Raw genomic sequence first — 18,432 nt, 5'->3', positions numbered from 1 at the left:
ACCCCCTCCCACCTTTCTCTTCGGTTGTTGTGTTGATTCTGAGCCTTAGTCACCTGAGGTGTCGGCGTTATCGTCCGCATCGGCCGGCTCGGGTTCGGCCTCGCTTTCGACGGGTTCACCAGCGGGGGGCGAGTCTTCGCCGTCCTCGGCGACCGTGTCGACCACGCCGACGAGGGCGTGCCGCAGCACGTTCTCGCCCAGGCGGTAGCCCTGTCGCATGACGGTGCCGATGACCGGTTTGGAGCCCTCGCCGCCGTCGCCCTCGTGCTGCACCGCTTCGTGCAACACCGGATCGAAGTCTTCGCCCTCGGCTCCGAACGCCGCCAGGCCGAGCCCGGTCAGCGCGCTCATCAGCTTGTCCGCGACCGACTTCAGCGGGCCGGAGTCGAGGTCGCCGTGGGCGCGTGCCCGGTCGAGATCGTCGAGCACGCCCAACAATTGGCTGACCACGGTGGCCTTGGCCCGGTCCGCCGCCGCCTGCTGATCGCGCAGCGCCCGCTTGCGGTAGTTGGCGAAATCAGCTTGCACACGCTGCAGATCGGCGGTCAGCTCGGCGACCTTGGCACCCGCCTCGTCGGCCTTGTCACCGGCCGCCGGCGCCGCCCCTCCCGGCGCGGTGCCGGGAGGGACATGCCGTACTTCGCCGGTCTCGGGATCGATCCGCCGCTTGTCGGTAACCGTTACCTGTTCTTGCGGGTTGCCTTCGGTCACTTGGCCTCCCGGTCGTCGTCGACCACCTCCGCGTCCACGACGTCGTCAGCGGAGCCGGCTCCCGCGCCGCCGCCGGGCTCACCGCCACCGGCCTGCGCGGACTCCGCCTGGGTGGCCTCGTAGATGGCCTGTCCGAGCGCCTGAGACTCCTGACCCAGCTTCTCCATCGCCGCCTTGATCGCGGTGATGTCCGTACCACCGAGCGCCGACTTCGCCTCGGCCACAGCGGCATCCACCTTGTTCAGCGTGTCCTCGGGGACCTTCGAGCCACCCTCGGCCTCACGCTGCTCCTTGACGAACTTCTCCGTCTGGTAGACCAGCGTCTCGGCCTGGTTGCGAACGTCGGCCTCCTCGCGACGCTTGCGGTCCTCCTCGGCGTGCGCCTCGGCGTCCTTGATCATCCGGTCGATCTCCTCCTTGGAAAGGCCGGAGCCCTCCTGGATCTTGATCGTGTTCTCCTTGCCGGTGCCCTTGTCCTTGGCCGTGACGTGCACGATGCCGTTGGCGTCGATGTCGAAGGTGACCTCGATCTGCGGGACGCCGCGCGGAGCCGGCGGGATACCGGTCAGCTCGAAGCTGCCGAGCAGCTTGTTGTGCGAAGCGATTTCGCGCTCACCCTGGTAGACCTGGATCTGCACCGATGGCTGGTTGTCGTCGGCCGTGGTGAAGGTCTCCGACCGCTTGGTCGGGATCGTGGTGTTGCGCTCGATGAGCTTGGTCATCACGCCACCCTTGGTCTCGATACCGAGGCTCAGCGGCGTAACGTCAAGCAGCAGAACGTCTTTCACCTCACCCTTGAGGACACCCGCCTGCAGCGCCGCACCCACGGCGACGACTTCGTCGGGGTTGACGCCCTTGTTGGGTTCCTTGCCGCCGGTCATCTCCTTGACCAGATCCGACACCGCGGGCATCCGGGTGGAACCGCCCACCAGCACGACGTGGTCGATCTCGGACACCGAGATGCCGGCGTCCTTGATCACCGACTGGAACGGCTGACGGGTGCGGTCGAGCAGATCCTGCGTGATCTTCTGGAACTCGGCGCGGGTCAGCTGCTCGTCGAGGAACAGCGGGTTCTTGTCGGAGTCAACGGTGATGTAGGGCAGGTTGATCGAGGTGCTCTGCGAACTCGAGAGCTCGATCTTGGCCTTCTCGGCGGCCTCACGCAGCCGCTGCATCGCCATCTTGTCCTTGGTCAGGTCGATGCCGCTGGTGCCCTTGAACTTGTCGACGAGCCAGTTGACGATGCGGTCGTCCCAGTCGTCGCCACCGAGGTGGTTGTCACCGCTGGTGGCACGGACCTCGACGACGCCCTCGCCGATCTCCAGCAGCGAGACGTCGAAGGTGCCGCCGCCCAGGTCGAAGACCAGGATGCGCTGCTCCTTCTCGCCCTTGTCCAGCCCGTAGGCCAGCGCGGCCGCGGTCGGCTCGTTGACGATGCGTAGGACGTTCAGGCCGGCGATCTGGCCAGCCTCCTTCGTCGCCTGACGCTGGGCGTCGTTGAAGTAGGCGGGTGTGGTGATGACCGCGTCGGTGATGTCCTCACCGAGGTAGGCCTCGGCGTCGCGCTTCAGCTTCATCAAAACGCGGGCGCTGATTTCCTGCGCGGTGTATTTCTTGTCGTCGATCTCGATGGACCAATCCGTGCCCATGTGCCGCTTGACCGACCGCACGGTGCGGTCGACGTTGGTGACCGCCTGGTTCTTGGCGGGCTGGCCGACGAGCACTTCGCCGTTGCGCGCGAACGCGACGATCGACGGAGTGGTGCGTGAGCCCTCGGAGTTTGCGACGACGACGGGGTCGCCACCCTCGAGTACTGCGACGACGGAGTTGGTGGTCCCGAGGTCGATACCGACCGCACGAGCCATAGTGATTCCTCCTGAGTGTGTAGAGCTTTTTTGGTGGCACTATGCTGAGTGAACCCCACTCAAGCCTGCCCTCTCGGGCTTCCGGGTGTCAACCCAGAATTGAGCCTGGGTCACTCAACTTGTTGATCATCCTAACGGCAGGCGGCAGCGTCTTGTTCCCGGGGTCCCGCTCCGGATTCCGCCGAGATTGCCGTGAGGGTCGTCGCAGGCGTCCAAATCGCGACCCTCACGGCAATCTCGGCGGAGAAGGCGCGCCCGAGCTCTCAGAACCCGAAGTCGCCGCCGCCGGAGTCGGACCCGCCGCCGAAGTCCGAGCCACCGCCGAAGTCCGAGCCACCGCCGGAATCGGACCCCCCGCCGAAGTCGAAGTTGCCGCCGCCGGAGTCGTAACCGCCGCCGAATCCGACGTCGCCACCGGAACTCGAGTAGCCCCCGTCAAACCCGACGTTGGCCTGCTGGCTGTCGTAGCCGTCGGATTGACCACTGGTGAAGCCCGAATCCGCGAACGCCGAATCCCGGCCCGCTTCGAAGCCGCGCTCGTAGCCGCCGTAGCCGCCGCCCCAACGGTCGTCCAGCAGCGCGTCCAGCACCACCACATCGGCGAGACCCCAGCCCCAGCCCGGACCCCAGAACGCGTACGGGTAGTAGCCCGGATTGAAGAACATCCCGTTGTAGTAGCCACCGGCGTAGTAGTGCGGGTAGCCCGGTTGCGGCACCGCCCGGTAGTCGTTGTTGCTGATCGTGACGTACTGCCCGGTGTCCGGGTTCTTCGCCCGCACCTGCGCCTGCTTGGGGTCTTCCTCGGGATTCGCCGCATACTTCGCCGGGTTGAGCTTCCGGTCGGCCTTCTCCACCGTGGACCGCACCGCCCTGAGGTGTGCCAGCGCCGCGGTGTAGTCCCCCGCCTCGGCTGCCTTGCGGGCGTCGTGCAGGCCGGCGTTGGCCTTCACCTGCTCGGCGCTGACGTCCGGGGTGCTCTCGGCGAGCACCGCGTTATCTAGGTCGGCGACGTCGGATTCCGCCGCGATCAGTTCCTGCTTGAACCGCTCTCGCGCCTCGGAGTCCTTGCGGCGCTTACGATTCCGGCTCGCGACGAACGAGACTAAACCGATCGTCGCTAGGACGAGGGCGACGATGGCCAGCAGCACCCACAACCACGTCCAGCTGGTGTGCTTCTGGTGCACCACCGGGGAGCTCGTTGCCGGCGCGCCGGAAGCCACCTGCACGGCGGTCAGTCTGGCGACGAACTGACGGGCCGCGCCGCGGGGGTCATGGCGGTTATCCCTGGCCGCCTGGTCCATGAGTCGGTTGACGCTGTCCGCGACCTCCTTCGGCACGTTGTAGGCGCGCACCTGGTAGCCCTTGGCGTCGATGACCAGGATGACGCCACCGAAGTTGGGATTGCGGCCCACCATGACGTCGTGAATGGCGTCCGTTGTGGTGATACCGGTTTGGGCGGGTGCCACCGCCGCCACCCAGACCGGCGGTGCCGAACTCCACGTCCACCGGCCGGTGAGGATCTGCTCATTCAACGTGTCCGGGTTCTGCAACGGCGGGCTCGCCGCAGGGTCGGCCACCACATGCGTCTGGGCGTTGAACTTGGCCACCAGCGCGTCGGTGTAGTTGTCGGCGTGCGCCGGCGAAGCCAGCACCGCGGCCAGCACCCAGATAAGCGGAAGCGCCAGGAGGCCACCGAATCGTCGTGTCACAGTTCTCCCGTCGTCAGCCCGCGTTGGGTTCGCCTATTCCCGCCGATCGAACCACAACGTGCGCGTGCGGGCCTTCGTTCCCGGTGACGAGCGGGCGGCACAGCCATGGGTTAGCCTGAGCTTTCCCGAAGCCACCACGGCAGGAGCTCGATGTCAGAGCCAGACAGCGCCACCGTGCGGCTCGCGCGCGAAGACGCGGGCTATCACAAGGGCCTCAAAAATCGCCAGATACAAATGATCGCCCTCGGTGGCGCCATCGGGACGGGCCTTTTCCTCGGTGCCGGTGGACGGCTCGCGTCGGCGGGGCCCGGACTGTTTCTGGTCTACGGGATCTGCGGCATCTTCGTCTTCCTGATCCTGCGCGCGCTCGGCGAGCTGGTGCTGCACCGCCCGTCGTCGGGGTCGTTCGTGTCCTACTCCCGCGAATTCTTCGGGGAGAAGCTGGCTTTCGTCGCGGGCTGGATGTATGTCCTCAACTGGTCGATGACGGGCATCGTGGACACCACGGCGATCGCGCATTACTGCCACTACTGGAAGGCGTTGCAGGTCGTTCCGCAGTGGGCCCTCGCGTTGATCGCGCTCGTCCTGGTGTTGTCGATGAACCTGATCTCGGTCAAGGCCTTCGGTGAGCTGGAGTTCTGGGCCTCGCTGGTCAAGGTCCTGGCGTTGGTGACCTTCCTCGTCGTCGGCACGGTCTTTGTGGTCGGGCGCTTCAAGGTCGACGGGCATGACACCGGGACGGGTCTGTGGGACAGCCACGGCGGCCTATTGCCCACCGGCCTGCTGCCCTTGGTGCTGGTCACTTCGGGGGTGGTGTTCGCTTACGCCGCAATCGAATTGGTGGGCATCGCGGCCGGGGAAACGGCAAACCCGGAGAAGATCATGCCGCGCGCGATCAACTCGGTGGTGTTCCGCATCGCGGTCTTCTACATCGGGTCCACGGTCCTGCTTGGGCTGCTGCTGCCCTACACCGCATACCGGGATCACGTCAGCCCGTTCGTGACGTTCTTCTCCAAAATGGGTTACAGCGGCGCGGGCAGCGTGATGAACGTGGTGGTGCTCACGGCGGCGTTGTCGAGTTTGAACGCGGGGCTGTATTCCACGGGCCGAATCCTGCGCTCGATGGCGATCAACGGCAGCGGCCCCAAGTTCACCGCGCCGATGTCGAGGAACGGTGTGCCATACGGCGGGATCCTGCTCACCAGCGCGGTCGGTTTGTTGGGCATCGTGCTCAACGCCGTCAAGCCGAGCCAGGCGTTCGAAATCGTGTTGCACGTCGCGGCCGTGGGCATCGTGTTCGCCTGGGGGACCATCGTGGCAAGCCAGCTGCAGCTTTACCGGTGGGCGAAGGCCGGGCGGTTGCAACGGCCGAATTTCCGCATGCCCCTGTCGCCGTACAGCGGCTATCTCACGCTGGCGTTCCTGGCCGGCGTCGTGGTCCTGATGTTCTTCGACAAGGTGCAAGGGCCCTGGCTGCTCGGCGCGACGATCATCGGTGTGCCCGGGCTCATCGGCGGTTGGTTCCTGGTCCGCGGTCGGGTGCGAGCCGCCGCGCTCGACGCGATCCCGGCCCTACCGCCCACCGATCCATCCGTGGCGGCTTAGGCCGCGCACGCGTGTCACGCGGCGATAAACCTGAGCCATCGGCTCGATATCGATAACCGCCCGCCTGCAGCAACTTTCGTTATGCCGGCCGTACGCTGATTTCCTGATATCGGAGATCCTCGGGGAGTAACGCGTGCGGTTATCGCGGAAGACGCAGCGGAGTCTGGCCGGTGGCTCGCTGCTGCTCGTGGCGCTGCTGGCGAGCCTTGAGTTGGTTTCCGGCTGCAGCTCCGTCATCGAGGGCAGGCCGATCGCCAAGCCGGGTACCGGGCCGACGGAACCCACCTTCCCCACAATGACGTCGAGCCCCTCACCGTCGTCGTCGACGCCCCCCACCAGCCCGACGCCGAGCAGCCCGACCGCGCCGGCCGGAGCCATCCCGCTGCCGCCCGACAACAACGGCTACGTCTTCATCGAAACCAAGTCCGGCGTGACGCGCTGCCAGATCAACAAGGACAGCGTCGGGTGCGAGGCACCGTTCACCAACTCTCCGCTGCAAGACGGCGAGCATGCTAACGGCGTCAGCATCACCTCGGGCGGTTCCGTCGAGTGGGTGCTAGGCAACCTGGGGGCCATCCCGACCGTCACCATCGACTACAAGACGTACGCGGCCCAGGGCTGGACGATCAACGCCAGCACCGACGGAACCCGGTTCACCAACGACCACACCGGGCACGGAATGTTCGTCAGCGTCGACAAGGTGAACACGTTCTGAGCTGACCCGCCGGAGGGGTCAGTACCATCGGTGCCGTGGCACGCACTGGCCCGCCGGACGACTTCCACAACGAACCGACCCGGCATGCGGGTTTCGGCATGGGTGAGCGGCCGCCGTTCACCGAAGCGGCCCCCACCGGTCAGGCCCCCGGGGAACCTCCGCCCGGGGAGTACCAACCGGATCAATCCGTCGATCCGTTCGACGAGGAATCCGAGCCCACCGCGTGGTATCGCAGGCCGGTCATGCTGCTCGGGTGGGCCTTGCTCGTCCTGATCCTGATCGCGTTGATCGTTTTCGGCATCACGCAGCTGCTCGGCGGAGACCAGGGCACCAGCCACGTCCCGAGCACCAGCACGACGTCGCCCACCAGCACAACCACCACCACCACGACGACGTCGCCGAGCACGACGACCGAGTCACCACCGAGCAGCAGTGCGGTCGAGCCGCCGGCCCAACAGCCGACCCAGCAGCCCACGCAGCAGCCCTCACAGCAGCCATCGCATCGGCATCACATGCCGTCGCTTCCGCCGGTGATCACCATTCCGGGCGGGCCAACCATGACGGTCCCGCCCGCCCTGCGCTGAGGCGCAGGTCGCGGTGCGATCAAGGTTTGGTCGCTGATCGGTGGCGGCGCGCGTGGCAGCGGCCCGCGGGTAGCGCCCGCCGATACCGTCACGACCATGACAAGCTACGCGCCGCCACGTGCGATTGGCGTGATCGGGGGAATCCAAGAGCCTGAGCCCGCGGAGTCGGTCCCGCGCTGGCGCAAACTGATCGCGTTGGTCGGATGGGGCATCCCCATCGCGGTCCTCGTCGCACTGAACATCTGGGGCGTCCTGCAGCTGGCCCAGGGTCCCTCCATGTCAGCGCCGGTAATCGAGACCACGCCGACCACCGCCGCGCCCGTCGTTCCGCGGCCTCGACCGATGCTCGACGAGTCGGCGACGGCCGCCGGAGCAACCATCGCCTCGCCGGCGCCCGAGGCTTTCCCGGAGGTACCCTCGGTCGTCACGTCGCCGCCGCCCGAGGCTTTCCCAGAGGTGCCCACGATGATCACGTCGCCGCCACCAATGACCGAGGTCACCTTGCCGCCAGGCCGGTGATGCGGCGGCGCACCTAGACTCGCCAGCGAGACAACGGACACGGGGGTGCGCGATATGGGCGAGTCGCTCGGGTTGTCGCTGGGCGTGGCCAACCTGGTCGCGGCCCGCGAGGGCACCGCCCCGCTGGTCCGCAGATCGGTGCTGACGCTGTATAACGACCGACCATCCGAAGTTGGCCTGCCCGAAGAGAATCCGAACCCGGCCGGGCTGGTGATGCGTGGATTCGTCGAGCGGGTCGGAGACCGGGCTCCATTGGTGGCCGCCGACGGAAGCAAATACCTCGGCGAGGCCCTGACCGTCGAGGCGCTCGAGGCGATGGCGCGCGCGGCCGGCTACGGGTCGCCGATCACCGTGGCCGTCCCCGCGTATTGGTCCGAGGCACAGTACGCCGCCCTGCGTGCCGAGTTTTTCGCCCAACCGACGCTGGCCCAAGGCGGCGTGGCGCCGGCATTGATCTCCGACGCCACGGCCGCGCTGATGGCCCTGCGCACCAAGCCCGGATTCCCGACCGCCGGCACGGTCGCGCTGTGCGATTTCGGCGCGGGCGGCACCACCGTCACGCTGACCGACGCGGCGACGAACCCTCAGCAGACCGGCCCTTCGGTCCGGCACACGGAGTTCTCCGGCGACGCCATCGATCAGCTCATCCTCAACCACGTGCGGTCGGCGGCCGACGCGGATACCACCCGCGCCGTCGCCGGCGTCACCCGGCCTGGGTCGCTGACCCCTCTGCTCGTCGAATGCCAGCGCGCCAAGGAACATCTGTCGGCGGCGACGATCGCCACGATCCAGGACGGTTCCGGTAGGGGTGTCACGCTCTCGCGCAGCGAGTTCGAACAACTCATTTCCCAGCCCCTGGATCGATTCGTAGGCTCCGTCGAAGAATTGTTGCGGCGCAACGGGATTGCGCGATCCAGCCTCGCCGCCGTGGCGATTGTCGGCGGCGGCGCGAGCATCCCGCTGATCACGACGCGACTGTCGGGGCGCCTGCAGGTGCCGGTCCTCACCACGCCGCAGCCCGTCTACAGCGCCGCCATCGGCGCGGCGGCGCTCGCGGGACTGCAGTCGTCGGCGGGCGCGGCCACCGCCGCGAGTCCGCTCGTCGAAAACCCGACCGAAGCGGTTGCCACCGCCGCTGCAGCCGGTGTGCCGCCCACCCCGTTGGCGTGGTCACAGGACGCGGAGGGGGCGGAGCCGGTCCCCTATACCGGCCCCGAACACCCGGCCGGCTACGGCAGGGAACCAACGGGATTCGGCGACACCGACGAGGATCGTTATGCCGCGCCGGCCGCCGGGCTGCCCTGGTACAAGCGCACGGCGCTGGTGTTGACCGTGGCCGCGGCGCTCGCGGCAGTGCTGGTAGCCATCGTGCTGGCCCTGACCCTGCTCCGCACCAAGTCCACCCCGACGAACGCACCCGGGCCGCCGCAGACGTCGCAAACCGTCACCATCACCGGGCCGAACAACAGCCCCACTGTGACAGTGATCCCACCGCCACCGCCGTCGACGAACACCACACAGTCGCCCGCGCCTACGACGACAACCCCGGCCCCCACCACGACGACGACCACCGCGCCGCCCACGACGACGAGCCCGCCGCCGACCACCACGGCCACCACGGCCCCGCCGACCACGACGTCGCAGGTAACGACCACCGCGGCGCCGACGACCACGCGCGGGGGACTGCCGCTGCCGCAGCTTCCGTTCGGGCGCTAACCCGGGCGGGAAGTTAGGGCAGCCTCTCTCGCGTCGAAAGCGGCGAAGGTGTCACTATGAGCAAGCCTGAGCAGGCAACAAAGCACGCTAGAGCAACGATGCATGGGAGAGACCTTCTGTGACCACGCAGACCGTCATCAGACTGGTAGTGGGCCTGGGCATGACCGTGTTGGTGGGCGCATTCGCGGCCCGCCGGGTCCTATGGCTGTACAAGCTGGTGATGTCCGGCCAGCCGGCGACCGGGCGCACCGACAACGTCGGCACCCGGATCTGGACCGAGGTCGCCGAAGTCTTCGGGCAGCGCCGGCTGCTGAAATGGTCGATCCCGGGGCTGGCGCACTTCTTCACCATGTGGGGCTTCTTCATCCTGCTCACGGTCTACATCGAGGCCTACGGGTTGCTCTTCCAGCCGAACTTCCACATCCCGATCATCGGCCGATGGGACGCGCTGGGTTTTCTGCAGGACTTCTTCGCGACGGCCGTGTTCCTCGGCATCGCCACCTTCGCGGTGATCCGCATCATGCGCAGCCCGCGCGAAATAGGCCGCACCTCAAGGTTTTACGGCTCGCACACCGGTGGCGCATGGCTGATCCTGTTCATGATCTTCAACGTCATCTGGACGTACGTGTTGGTGCGCGGGTCGGCGGTCAACAACGGCACGCTGCCCTACGGTGACGGGGCGTTCCTGTCGCAGCTGTTCGGCACGATCCTGCGGCCGCTGGGCCACACCGGCAACGAGTACCTGGAAACGGTGGCGCTGCTCCTGCACATCGGCGTCATGCTGGCCTTCCTGATCATCGTGCTGCACTCCAAGCACCTGCACATCTTCCTGGCGCCGATCAACGTGGTGTTCAAGCGGCTGCCCGACGGGTTGGGCCCGCTGCTGCCGGTCGAGTCCGGCGGCGAGCCGATCGACTTCGAAAACCCGCCCGACGACGCGGAATTCGGGCGCGGCAAGATCGAGGACTTCACCTGGAAGGGCATGCTCGACTTCGCCACCTGTACCGAGTGCGGGCGCTGCCAGTCGCAGTGCCCGGCCTGGAACACCGGCAAGCCGCTGTCGCCCAAGCTCGTCATCATGGACCTGCGCGACCACTGGATGGCCAAGGCGCCGTACCTGTTGGGAGAAAAGGAACCCGCCGCCGAGGGCGGCTACGTCGAGTCGGGTCGCGGTGAGCACCATCATGTGCCGGAGTCCGGGTTCGGCCGCGTCCCCGGGTCGGGACCCGAGCAGGTGAACCGCCCGCTGGTCGGCACCGAGGAACAGGGCGGCGTGATCGATCCCGACGTGCTGTGGTCCTGCGTCACCTGCGGCGCGTGCGTCGAGCAGTGCCCGGTCGACATCGAGCACGTCGACCACATCGTCGACATGCGCCGCTACCAAGTGATGATGGAGTCGGAGTTCCCGTCCGAGCTGTCCACGTTGTTCAAGAATCTGGAAACCAAGGGCAATCCGTGGGGGCAGAACGCCGGCGACCGAACCAACTGGATCGACGAGGTGGACTTCGACGTCCCGGTCTACGGCCAGGATGTGGAGAGCTTCGACGGCTACGAATACCTGTTCTGGGTCGGCTGCGCGGGCGCCTACGACGACAAGGCCAAGAAGACCACCAAGGCTGTCGCCGAGCTGCTGTCCATCGCGGGCGTGAAGTACTTGGTGCTCGGCACCGGTGAAAGCTGCAACGGCGACTCCGCGCGCCGGTCGGGCAACGAATTCCTGTTCCAGCAGCTGGCCCAGCAGGCCGTGGAAACACTGGACGGGCTGTTCGAGGGTGTGGAGACCGTCGACCGAAAGATCGTCGTCACCTGCCCGCACTGCTTCAACACCATCGGCAAGGAATACCGGCAACTGGGCAGCAACTACACCGTGCTGCACCACACCCAGCTGCTCAACCGGCTGGTGCGCGACAAGAAGCTGGTCCCGGTCACCCCCGTGTCCCAGGACATCACCTACCACGACCCGTGCTATCTGGGCCGGCACAACAAGGTGTACGAGGCGCCGCGCGAACTGATCGGGTCCTCCGGCGCGAAGTTCACCGAAATGCCGCGCCACGCCGAGCGCAGCTTCTGCTGCGGCGCCGGCGGTGCCCGCATGTGGATGGAAGAGCACATCGGCAAGCGCATCAACCACGAACGCGTCGACGAGGCGCTGGCCACGGGGGCCAACACCATCGCCACCGCGTGCCCGTTCTGCCGGGTGATGGTCACCGACGGCGTCAACGACCGGCAGGAGGAAGCCGGTCGCAGCGGCGTCGAGGTGCTCGACGTGGCCCAGGTGCTGTTGGGGTCGCTCGAGTACGACAAGGCGACCCTGCCGGCGAAGGGCACGGCCGCCAAGGAGGCCGAGAAGCGGGCCGCCGCGGCGCCTAAGGCCGCGGCGCCGAGCGCACCCCCGCAAGCCCCCGCCGACGCACCCAAGCCCGCCGAGCAGCCCGCCAAGGCTCCCGCACCCGCCAAGGGTCTGGGCATCGCAGGCGGCGCGAAGAAACCCGGCGCCAAGAAAGCGGCCCCGGCGGCGGAGGCATCGGCAACCGCGGCGCCCGCCGCGCCGGCCGCACCCGCCAAGGGCCTGGGGTTGGCCGCCGGCGCCAAGAAACCCGGCGCCAAGAAGGCCGCGGCCCCGGCGGCCGAGCAAAGTGCGCCGGCGGCGGAAGCCGAGGCCCCGGCCACGCCCGCCGCACCCGCCGCCCCGGTGAAGGGGTTGGGTATCGCCGCGGGCGCCAAACGGCCCGGCGCGAAGAAAGCCGCGCCCGCGGCGCCCGCGCAGCCGGAGCCGTCCGAGCAGCAACCGGAAGCGAAAGCCGAACCGGAGCCGTCCGAGCAGGCCGACGGCGAGGCGGCCCCGCCGCCGGCGCCCGCCGCGCCTGTTAAAGGGCTGGGCATCGCGCGCGGCGCCCGCCCCCCGGGGAAGCGTTGATCACAGTTTGAGCTCTGTCAGCAAATTTCGGTGGACAGAGATGGCACCATAGGTGACGTGACCGCACACCAGCTACACCTGCATACCGCAGGTCACCACCGGCAGCGCGCCTTCGCGCAGTCGTCCAAGCTGCAGGACGTCCTGTACGAAATCCGCGGCCCGGTGCACCAGCACGCGGCACGGCTGGAGGCCGAAGGGCATCGGATCCTCAAGCTGAACATCGGCAACCCGGCGCCGTTCGGCTTCGAGGCGCCCGACGTGATCATGCGCGACATGATCCAGGCGCTGCCGTACGCGCAGGGCTACTCGGACTCGCAGGGCATCCTGCCGGCCCGGCGTGCGGTGGTCACCCGATACGAGCTGGTCGACGACTTCCCACGGTTCGACGTCGACGACGTCTATCTCGGCAACGGGGTCTCCGAGCTCATCACCATGACGCTGCAGGCCCTGCTGGACAACGGCGATCAGGTGTTGATCCCCTCGCCGGATTACCCGCTGTGGACGGCGTCGACCTCCCTGGCGGGCGGCACCCCGGTGCACTACCTGTGTGACGAGACCCAGGGCTGGCAGCCGGACATCGCCGACATCGAATCCAAGATCACCGAGCGCACCAAGGCGCTGGTGGTGATCAACCCGAACAACCCCACCGGCGCCGTCTACAGCCGCGAAGTCCTCACCCAGATGGTCGACCTGGCGCGCAAGCACCAGCTGTTGCTACTTGCCGACGAGATCTACGACAAGATCCTCTACGACGATGCCAAGCACATCAGCGTGGCGTCGCTCGCCCACGACATGCTGTGCCTGACCTTCAACGGCCTGTCCAAGGCTTACCGCGTCGCCGGATACCGCGCGGGCTGGCTGGCCATCACCGGACCCAAGGACCACGCCGAAAGCTTCATCGAGGGCGTCAGCCTGCTGGCCAATATGCGACTGTGCCCGAACGTTCCCGCCCAGCACGCGATCCAGGTTGCCCTCGGCGGCCACCAGAGCATCGAGGACCTCGTGCTTCCCGGCGGCCGGCTGCTCGAGCAGCGCGACGTCGCGTGGAAGAAGCTCAACGAGATTCCCGGGGTGTCCTGCGTCAAACCCGAGGGCGCCTTGTATACGTTTCCGCGGCTGGACCCCGAGGTCTACGACATCGAGGACGACGAACAGCTGGTGCTCGACCTGCTGCTGCAGGAGAAGATCCTGGTCACCCAGGGCACCGGGTTCAACTGGCCCACACCGGATCACCTACGCATCGTGACGCTGCCCTGGGCCCGGGATCTGGCGGCCGCGATCGACCGGTTGGGCAACTTCCTGGCCAGCTACCGGCCGTAGGCGGTTTCCGGCCGCCTCTACGGTGGAGCGGGTGACCCACTCACACTCGCACACCTTGTCGTCCGGCCCGGCCCCGCTGGGACCCCTGCCCGCCCGGATCGTCGTCGGGCTGCTGGCCGCGATCGGCCTGGCCGTGATCGCCGGCGCGGTGTTGTTGTGGCCCAGCCGCCAGCACGTCGCCATCCCGATGCCGTTCCAGAACGCCTCCGGCGGCGCGGTGAGCACCCAGCGCGGCCACGTGCTGTCCAGCCTGCTGAGCGACTGCGGCAGCCCGTCGACAGGCCAGGTGCTGAGCACCGCGCCCCAGCCCGGAACGCCGGGCGCCGGACGGTGCGTACTGACGTTGGTCGCAATCGATTCCGGACCGAACGCGGGCGCAAACACCTTGCTGGAGTCCTCCCCAGGCCCCGGTCAGCCCCAATTCGCGGCGGGCGACCACATCCGGCTCGTCCGGCAGGTCGACGAGCAGGGCGCTACCAGCTACGCCTTCTACGACTTCGAACGGGGCTGGGCCCTGGTCGGCCTCGCGATCGTGTTCGCGGTGGTGATCGTCGCGGTGGCGCGCTGGCGTGGGCTGCTCGCGTTGGTGGGCATCGTCGTCGCGTTCCTGGTGCTGGTGGTGTTCCTGCTGCCCGCGCTGCGAGACGGCGCGCCGGCCATCCCCGTGGCACTGGTGGCGTCGGCCGCGATCCTCTACGTGGTGATCTACCTCGCGCACGGGGTCAACCTGCGCACTAGCGCCGCGCTGCTTGGCACCTTGTCGGCATTGCTGCTGGCCGCGGGATTATCTTGGGCGGCAATCGAATTCGCTCATCTGACCGGGCTGTCGGACGACCAGAACTCCACGGTCAGCGCGTATCTGGGCAACGTCTCGATCAGCGGCCTGCTGCTAGCCGGGTTCATCATCGGATCGCTGGGTGTGCTCAACGACGTGACCGTGACCCAAGCGTCCACGGTGTTCGAGCTCGCCCACCTCGGCGGCTCGCGGCGGGCCATCTTCCTCGGCGCGATTCGGGTGGGCCGCGATCATATCGCCAGCACGGTGTACACGCTGGTGCTCGCCTACGCCGGCAGTTCGCTGCCGCTGCTGTTGCTATTCAGCGTCGCCAACCGCTCGCTCGGTGACGTGCTGACGAGCGAGAGTGTGGCGATCGAGCTGGCGCGCTCAGCGGTTGGCGGTGTGGCGCTGGCACTTTCGGTGCCGCTGACGACGGCGATCGCGGCGGTGCTGGCCAAACCGGGCGGCGTCAGTTCCGTTCCAGCAGCTCCAGCAGGTAGCGCCCATACCCGGACTTGACCAAGGTGTGCGCGCGGCGCTCCATCTGCTCCTCGTCGATCCACCCCTGGCGCCACGCCACTTCCTCGGGAACGCTGACCTTCAGGCCCTGCCGTCGTTCCAGGGTGCGGACGTAGTCGCTGGCGTCCAGCAGCGAGTCGAAGGTGCCGGTGTCCAACCACGCCGTGCCGCGGGCCATCACCTCGACCGCGAGCCGTCCCCGGTTGAGATAGATCTGGTTGACTTCGGTGATCTCGTACTCGCCGCGCGCGGATTTCTTTAAGCCCTTGGCGATTTCGACTACGTCGTTGTCGTAGAAATACAAGCCGGGCACGGCGTACTGGGACTTGGGTGTGGCCGGTTTCTCCTCGAGTGACAGGGCCATGCCGTCGGGCCCGAACTCGACGACGCCGTAGTCCGACGGGTTGGCCACCCAGTAAGCGAAAATTGCTCCGCCGCTGATCTTTTGGAAGCGACTGAGGCTGGTGCCCAGTCCCGGGCCGTAGAAGATGTTGTCCCCCAACACCAATGCCACCGAATCGCCGCCGATGTATTTTTCGCCGACGACGAAGGCTTGCGCCAGCCCGTCGGGTCGATGCTGCGTCGCGTAGCTGATATCGACGCCGAATTGCGAGCCGTCACCGAGGAGTCGCTCAAAGCCCTCCGCGTCGTGCGGGGTGGTGATCACCAGAATGTCGCGGATGCCCGCCATCATCAGGGTGGACAGCGGGTAGTAGACCATCGGTTTGTCGTAGACCGGCAGCAACTGCTTGCTGATGCCCATGGTGATCGGGTGCAGGCGCGTGCCCGAGCCGCCCGCCAAGATGATCCCGCGCATGAATGCTCCTGATGCCTTAATCGGCGGCGTCGGCTTCGGTGAGCTCGGTGGCCGCCAACGCCGATGCCAGGTCGTGATGATGGAAGACCGAGGTGACGCGGTCGTGCACCACCCGGAACGCCGACGCCGAGTTGGTGACCCCGCCGGGATCGTCGGGTGTGCTGAGCTTCTGTTCGACGACGACAACGCCGTCGTGGACGTAAATCCGGCCGATCTCCGCCGTCGCTTTGCGCGAGGCGGCCCACCTGCGCAGCGCCTCGTGGCCTTGCGCGGCCCCGTGGGCGTCGCCGATGTCGATGTCGTCGCTGGACAGGGCCACCAACGTGTCGAGGTCGGCGGCGTTGAGAGCGTCGTGCCACGCCAGAACGGTGGCGATCTCCGATGTGGTCATGGTCTGAAAGTTACCGTGTGGGCACCCGGCCGTGGCTAGAAAGCCGTGTGGTCGAGCCAGTTGCGCCAGACCGAATCGTCGCCGAACACCTCGACGCCGGTGTCGCCGACGGGAACGCGGCGCACTAGCGCCAGCAGCAGCTCGGTGGCGCCGCCGCGCAGCGCCACGGTGCCCTTGCCGTGCTCGTGCGCAAAGCCGATCCGGCCGCCGGCGGCGCTGATCGTCCATTCGCTGGTTGCACCGGAATCGGTGGCGTGCAGGTGGATGGTGTCGCCTTCCTCGAGCGGCAATGCCTCCCCGTCGCTTCCGGCCTGGATCGCTACGCGTTCAAGCCATTCGGTGATCGCATCGGCCGCGATGTCGGGTTCGAGCGTGAACTCGCGGCCCAGCGCGATGGCCGCGTCGGCCCGGTGCACCACGACTTCATGCAGCCGGCGCCGGATCCACCAATTCGCCGGACGCGTCCCGAGAAACGTCCATACCGGCGTCTCGACGCCCGACAGCTCGACGGCATCGACGAGGCGCTGGGCGCCGCCCTGCAGCCAGGAGATCGCGTCGGCGGGGTCCGGCGGCGGCTTGCCGCCCTCGACGGTGCGCGGGTCGAGGTAGCTGTCGAGCCGGTCCCGCACGATCTGGGCCGCCCAGCGATCGCCGCGGCCCACGTGGCGCAGCAACTGCTTGAGGCTCCAGCCCGGGCACGTCGGCACGGGCGTGGCGTCGTCGACGTCGCGGAAAAGCTCTGAGAACGCGCGGTTCTCCTTCAGGAACGCGGCCGCATAGTCCACGCGGTCAGGCTACCCGGGCCCGTTGGGCGCGGGTATCACGCGGGTGCGGCGGCCTCCGCGACCGTGGCCGGCTTCCGGAAGCGCGCCCGACCAGGGGTGCGGACGTAGGCGAACCAGGTGATCACGGCGCACACCACATAGAAGGCCAGGAAGACCCCGAATGCGGTCGTCGCCGATTTCGCGGGCGACAGGTACGACGCGCGCAGCACGACGTTGATGCCGACACCGCCGAGCGCGCCGATGGCCCCGGCGATCCCGATCAGCGCGCCCGACATCCGGCGCGACCAGTCGGCCTTCTCGGCCTGCCCGAGATCGTCGATGCTGTGCGCCTTGGCGTCGAAGATCGACGGGATCATCTTGTACACCGAGCCGTTGCCGATTCCAGACAGGATGAACAGCGCCACGAACCCGGCCACGTAGGCGGCCATACCGCCGCCCGACACGGCGCCGTGGGCGGCGTCGGCCATCCGGCCCAGCGCCACCAGCCAGCCGGCCACCGCGATCATCGCGGCGAAGACGTAAAGAGTGACCCGGCTGCCGCCGATGCGGTCGGACAGCGAACCGCCCAGCGGCCGCGCGATCGAACCCAGCAACGGGCCGATGAACGCGATCTGGGCGGCGTGCAGGGCCGCGTGGGCGGTCATGGCCGGGGTGACTTTCGCGCCGTGAGACAGGTTGGCCAGGAAGCTGATTTGCAGCACTTGGCCGAACGCAAAGGAGAAGCCGATGAACGAACCGAACGTCCCGATGTAGAGCAGCGCGATCAACCACGAGTCGCGGTAGCGCATCACGTCGATCATCGAGCGGCCGTTGGTGCGCTGGTTGGTCAGGTTGTCCATGAACAGTGAGGCACCGACCGCGGCGAGCGACAAGAGGACCAGATACACGGCGCACACCAGGTGCGGCGCACGGTTACCCGCGGTGGCGATCACCAGCAGCCCGACGATCTGGATCATCGCGACACCGATGTTGCCGCCGCCTGCGTTCAGCCCGAGCGCCCAGCCCTTGAGCCGCTGTGGATAGAACGCGTTGATGTTCGTCATCGACGACGCGAAGTTGCCGCCGCCCAGGCCGGCGATAGCCGCCACGATCATGAAGGTCGTGTAGGACGTGCCGGGGTGGGCCATGAAGTAGAGCGTCAACGCCGTGGGTAGCGCCAACGCCACCGCGGAGAACACCGTCCAGTTGCGCCCGCCGAATGTCGCGGTCGCGAACGTGTACGGCAGGCGCAGGATCGCGCCGACCAGTGTCGGCATCGCGACGAGGAAGAACTTTCCGGCGGCGTCGATGTGGTAGACGTTCTGCGGCATGAAAAGGACCATCACCGACCAGATGGACCAGACGGAAAACCCGACGTGCTCGGCGAAGATCGACCAGATCAGGTTGCGGCGCGCGATCTTCGCACCGCCGTTGTTCCAGGCGTTGACGTCTTCGGCGTCCCAGTCATCGATCGTGTGTCGGCGCGTCTGTAACAGCATGCA

General features: G+C 67.5%; 15 protein-coding genes. 8 read left to right on the top strand and 7 right to left on the bottom strand.

Annotated elements, in window-relative coordinates; all coding sequences use genetic code 11:
- Positions 1-45: 45 nt before the first annotated feature.
- The 3 genes from grpE to A5747_RS25055 form a co-directional block, all read right to left on the bottom strand.
- Positions 46-711 (bottom strand): nucleotide exchange factor GrpE, encoded by a 666-nt coding sequence (gene grpE / locus A5747_RS09460; RefSeq protein WP_076123560.1) that lies wholly within the window; start codon positions 709-711, stop codon positions 46-48.
- On the bottom strand, positions 708-2,576 hold the full coding sequence (gene dnaK, locus A5747_RS09455; protein WP_076123559.1) for a molecular chaperone DnaK: 1,869 nt from the start codon (positions 2,574-2,576) through the stop codon (positions 708-710). Before dnaK ends, grpE begins: the two co-directional genes overlap by 4 nt.
- Before the next feature lie 263 nt (positions 2,577-2,839).
- Positions 2,840-4,285: a hypothetical protein gene (locus tag A5747_RS25055; RefSeq protein WP_076123558.1), complete on the bottom strand. Its 1,446-nt coding sequence runs from the start codon at positions 4,283-4,285 to the stop codon at positions 2,840-2,842.
- A gap of 150 nt (positions 4,286-4,435) precedes the next feature.
- On the opposite strand from A5747_RS25055, the gene A5747_RS09445 reads away from it, so the two are divergent.
- The 8 genes from A5747_RS09445 to A5747_RS09410 all read left to right on the top strand — a co-directional run bounded on the left by A5747_RS09445 (position 4,436) and on the right by A5747_RS09410 (position 14,958).
- A complete protein-coding gene (locus A5747_RS09445) occupies positions 4,436-5,890 on the top strand; it encodes an amino acid permease (RefSeq protein ID WP_076123557.1) in 1,455 nt (484 codons plus the stop codon).
- 163 nt (positions 5,891-6,053) lie between these two features.
- The gene (locus tag A5747_RS09440) at positions 6,054-6,605 is read left to right on the top strand and encodes a hypothetical protein (RefSeq protein ID WP_142245508.1); all 552 of its coding nucleotides are present in this window, start codon (positions 6,054-6,056) and stop codon (positions 6,603-6,605) included.
- Positions 6,606-6,640: 35 nt separating this feature from the next.
- Positions 6,641-7,189 (top strand): hypothetical protein, encoded by a 549-nt coding sequence (locus tag A5747_RS09435; RefSeq protein WP_076123555.1) that lies wholly within the window; start codon positions 6,641-6,643, stop codon positions 7,187-7,189.
- A gap of 96 nt (positions 7,190-7,285) precedes the next feature.
- A complete protein-coding gene (locus tag A5747_RS09430) occupies positions 7,286-7,708 on the top strand; it encodes a hypothetical protein (RefSeq protein ID WP_142245503.1) in 423 nt (140 codons plus the stop codon).
- Between the two features lie 54 nt (positions 7,709-7,762).
- Positions 7,763-9,424, top strand: a complete 1,662-nt coding sequence (locus tag A5747_RS09425) for an Hsp70 family protein (protein ID WP_076123553.1) — start codon at positions 7,763-7,765, stop codon at positions 9,422-9,424.
- 118 nt (positions 9,425-9,542) lie between these two features.
- Positions 9,543-12,341 (top strand): (Fe-S)-binding protein, encoded by a 2,799-nt coding sequence (locus tag A5747_RS09420; protein ID WP_076123552.1) that lies wholly within the window; start codon positions 9,543-9,545, stop codon positions 12,339-12,341.
- 30 nt (positions 12,342-12,371) lie between these two features.
- Positions 12,372-13,661, top strand: a complete 1,290-nt coding sequence (locus tag A5747_RS09415) for a pyridoxal phosphate-dependent aminotransferase (protein WP_076123551.1) — start codon at positions 12,372-12,374, stop codon at positions 13,659-13,661.
- Positions 13,662-13,692: 31 nt separating this feature from the next.
- Positions 13,693-14,958 carry a YibE/F family protein gene (locus tag A5747_RS09410; RefSeq protein ID WP_076123608.1) on the top strand — a complete coding sequence of 422 codons (1,266 nt, stop codon included), beginning with the start codon at positions 13,693-13,695 and terminating at the stop codon, positions 14,956-14,958.
- On the opposite strand, the gene rfbA is transcribed toward A5747_RS09410, so the two are convergent.
- Genes rfbA through A5747_RS09390 form a run of 4 tightly spaced genes read right to left on the bottom strand, consistent with a single transcriptional unit; the run spans position 14,909 to position 18,429 of the window.
- A complete protein-coding gene (gene rfbA / locus A5747_RS09405; RefSeq protein WP_076123550.1) occupies positions 14,909-15,775 on the bottom strand; it encodes a glucose-1-phosphate thymidylyltransferase RfbA in 867 nt (288 codons plus the stop codon). The genes A5747_RS09410 and rfbA overlap by 50 nt on opposite strands.
- Positions 15,776-15,791: 16 nt before the next feature.
- The gene (locus A5747_RS09400) at positions 15,792-16,166 is read right to left on the bottom strand and encodes a nuclear transport factor 2 family protein (RefSeq protein ID WP_076123549.1); all 375 of its coding nucleotides are present in this window, start codon (positions 16,164-16,166) and stop codon (positions 15,792-15,794) included.
- Positions 16,167-16,201: 35 nt separating this feature from the next.
- On the bottom strand, positions 16,202-16,951 hold the full coding sequence (locus tag A5747_RS09395) for a maleylpyruvate isomerase family mycothiol-dependent enzyme (protein ID WP_076123548.1): 750 nt from the start codon (positions 16,949-16,951) through the stop codon (positions 16,202-16,204).
- 35 nt (positions 16,952-16,986) lie between these two features.
- The gene (locus A5747_RS09390) at positions 16,987-18,429 is read right to left on the bottom strand and encodes a NarK/NasA family nitrate transporter (protein ID WP_076123547.1); all 1,443 of its coding nucleotides are present in this window, start codon (positions 18,427-18,429) and stop codon (positions 16,987-16,989) included.
- Positions 18,430-18,432: the final 3 nt, after the last annotated feature.

Source organism: Mycobacterium sp. IS-836, assembly GCF_001954275.1.
Taxonomy (GTDB): domain Bacteria; phylum Actinomycetota; class Actinomycetes; order Mycobacteriales; family Mycobacteriaceae; genus Mycobacterium.
Note: the sequence above shows the minus strand (reverse complement) of the source record. Positions and strands in the feature narration are given on the sequence as shown.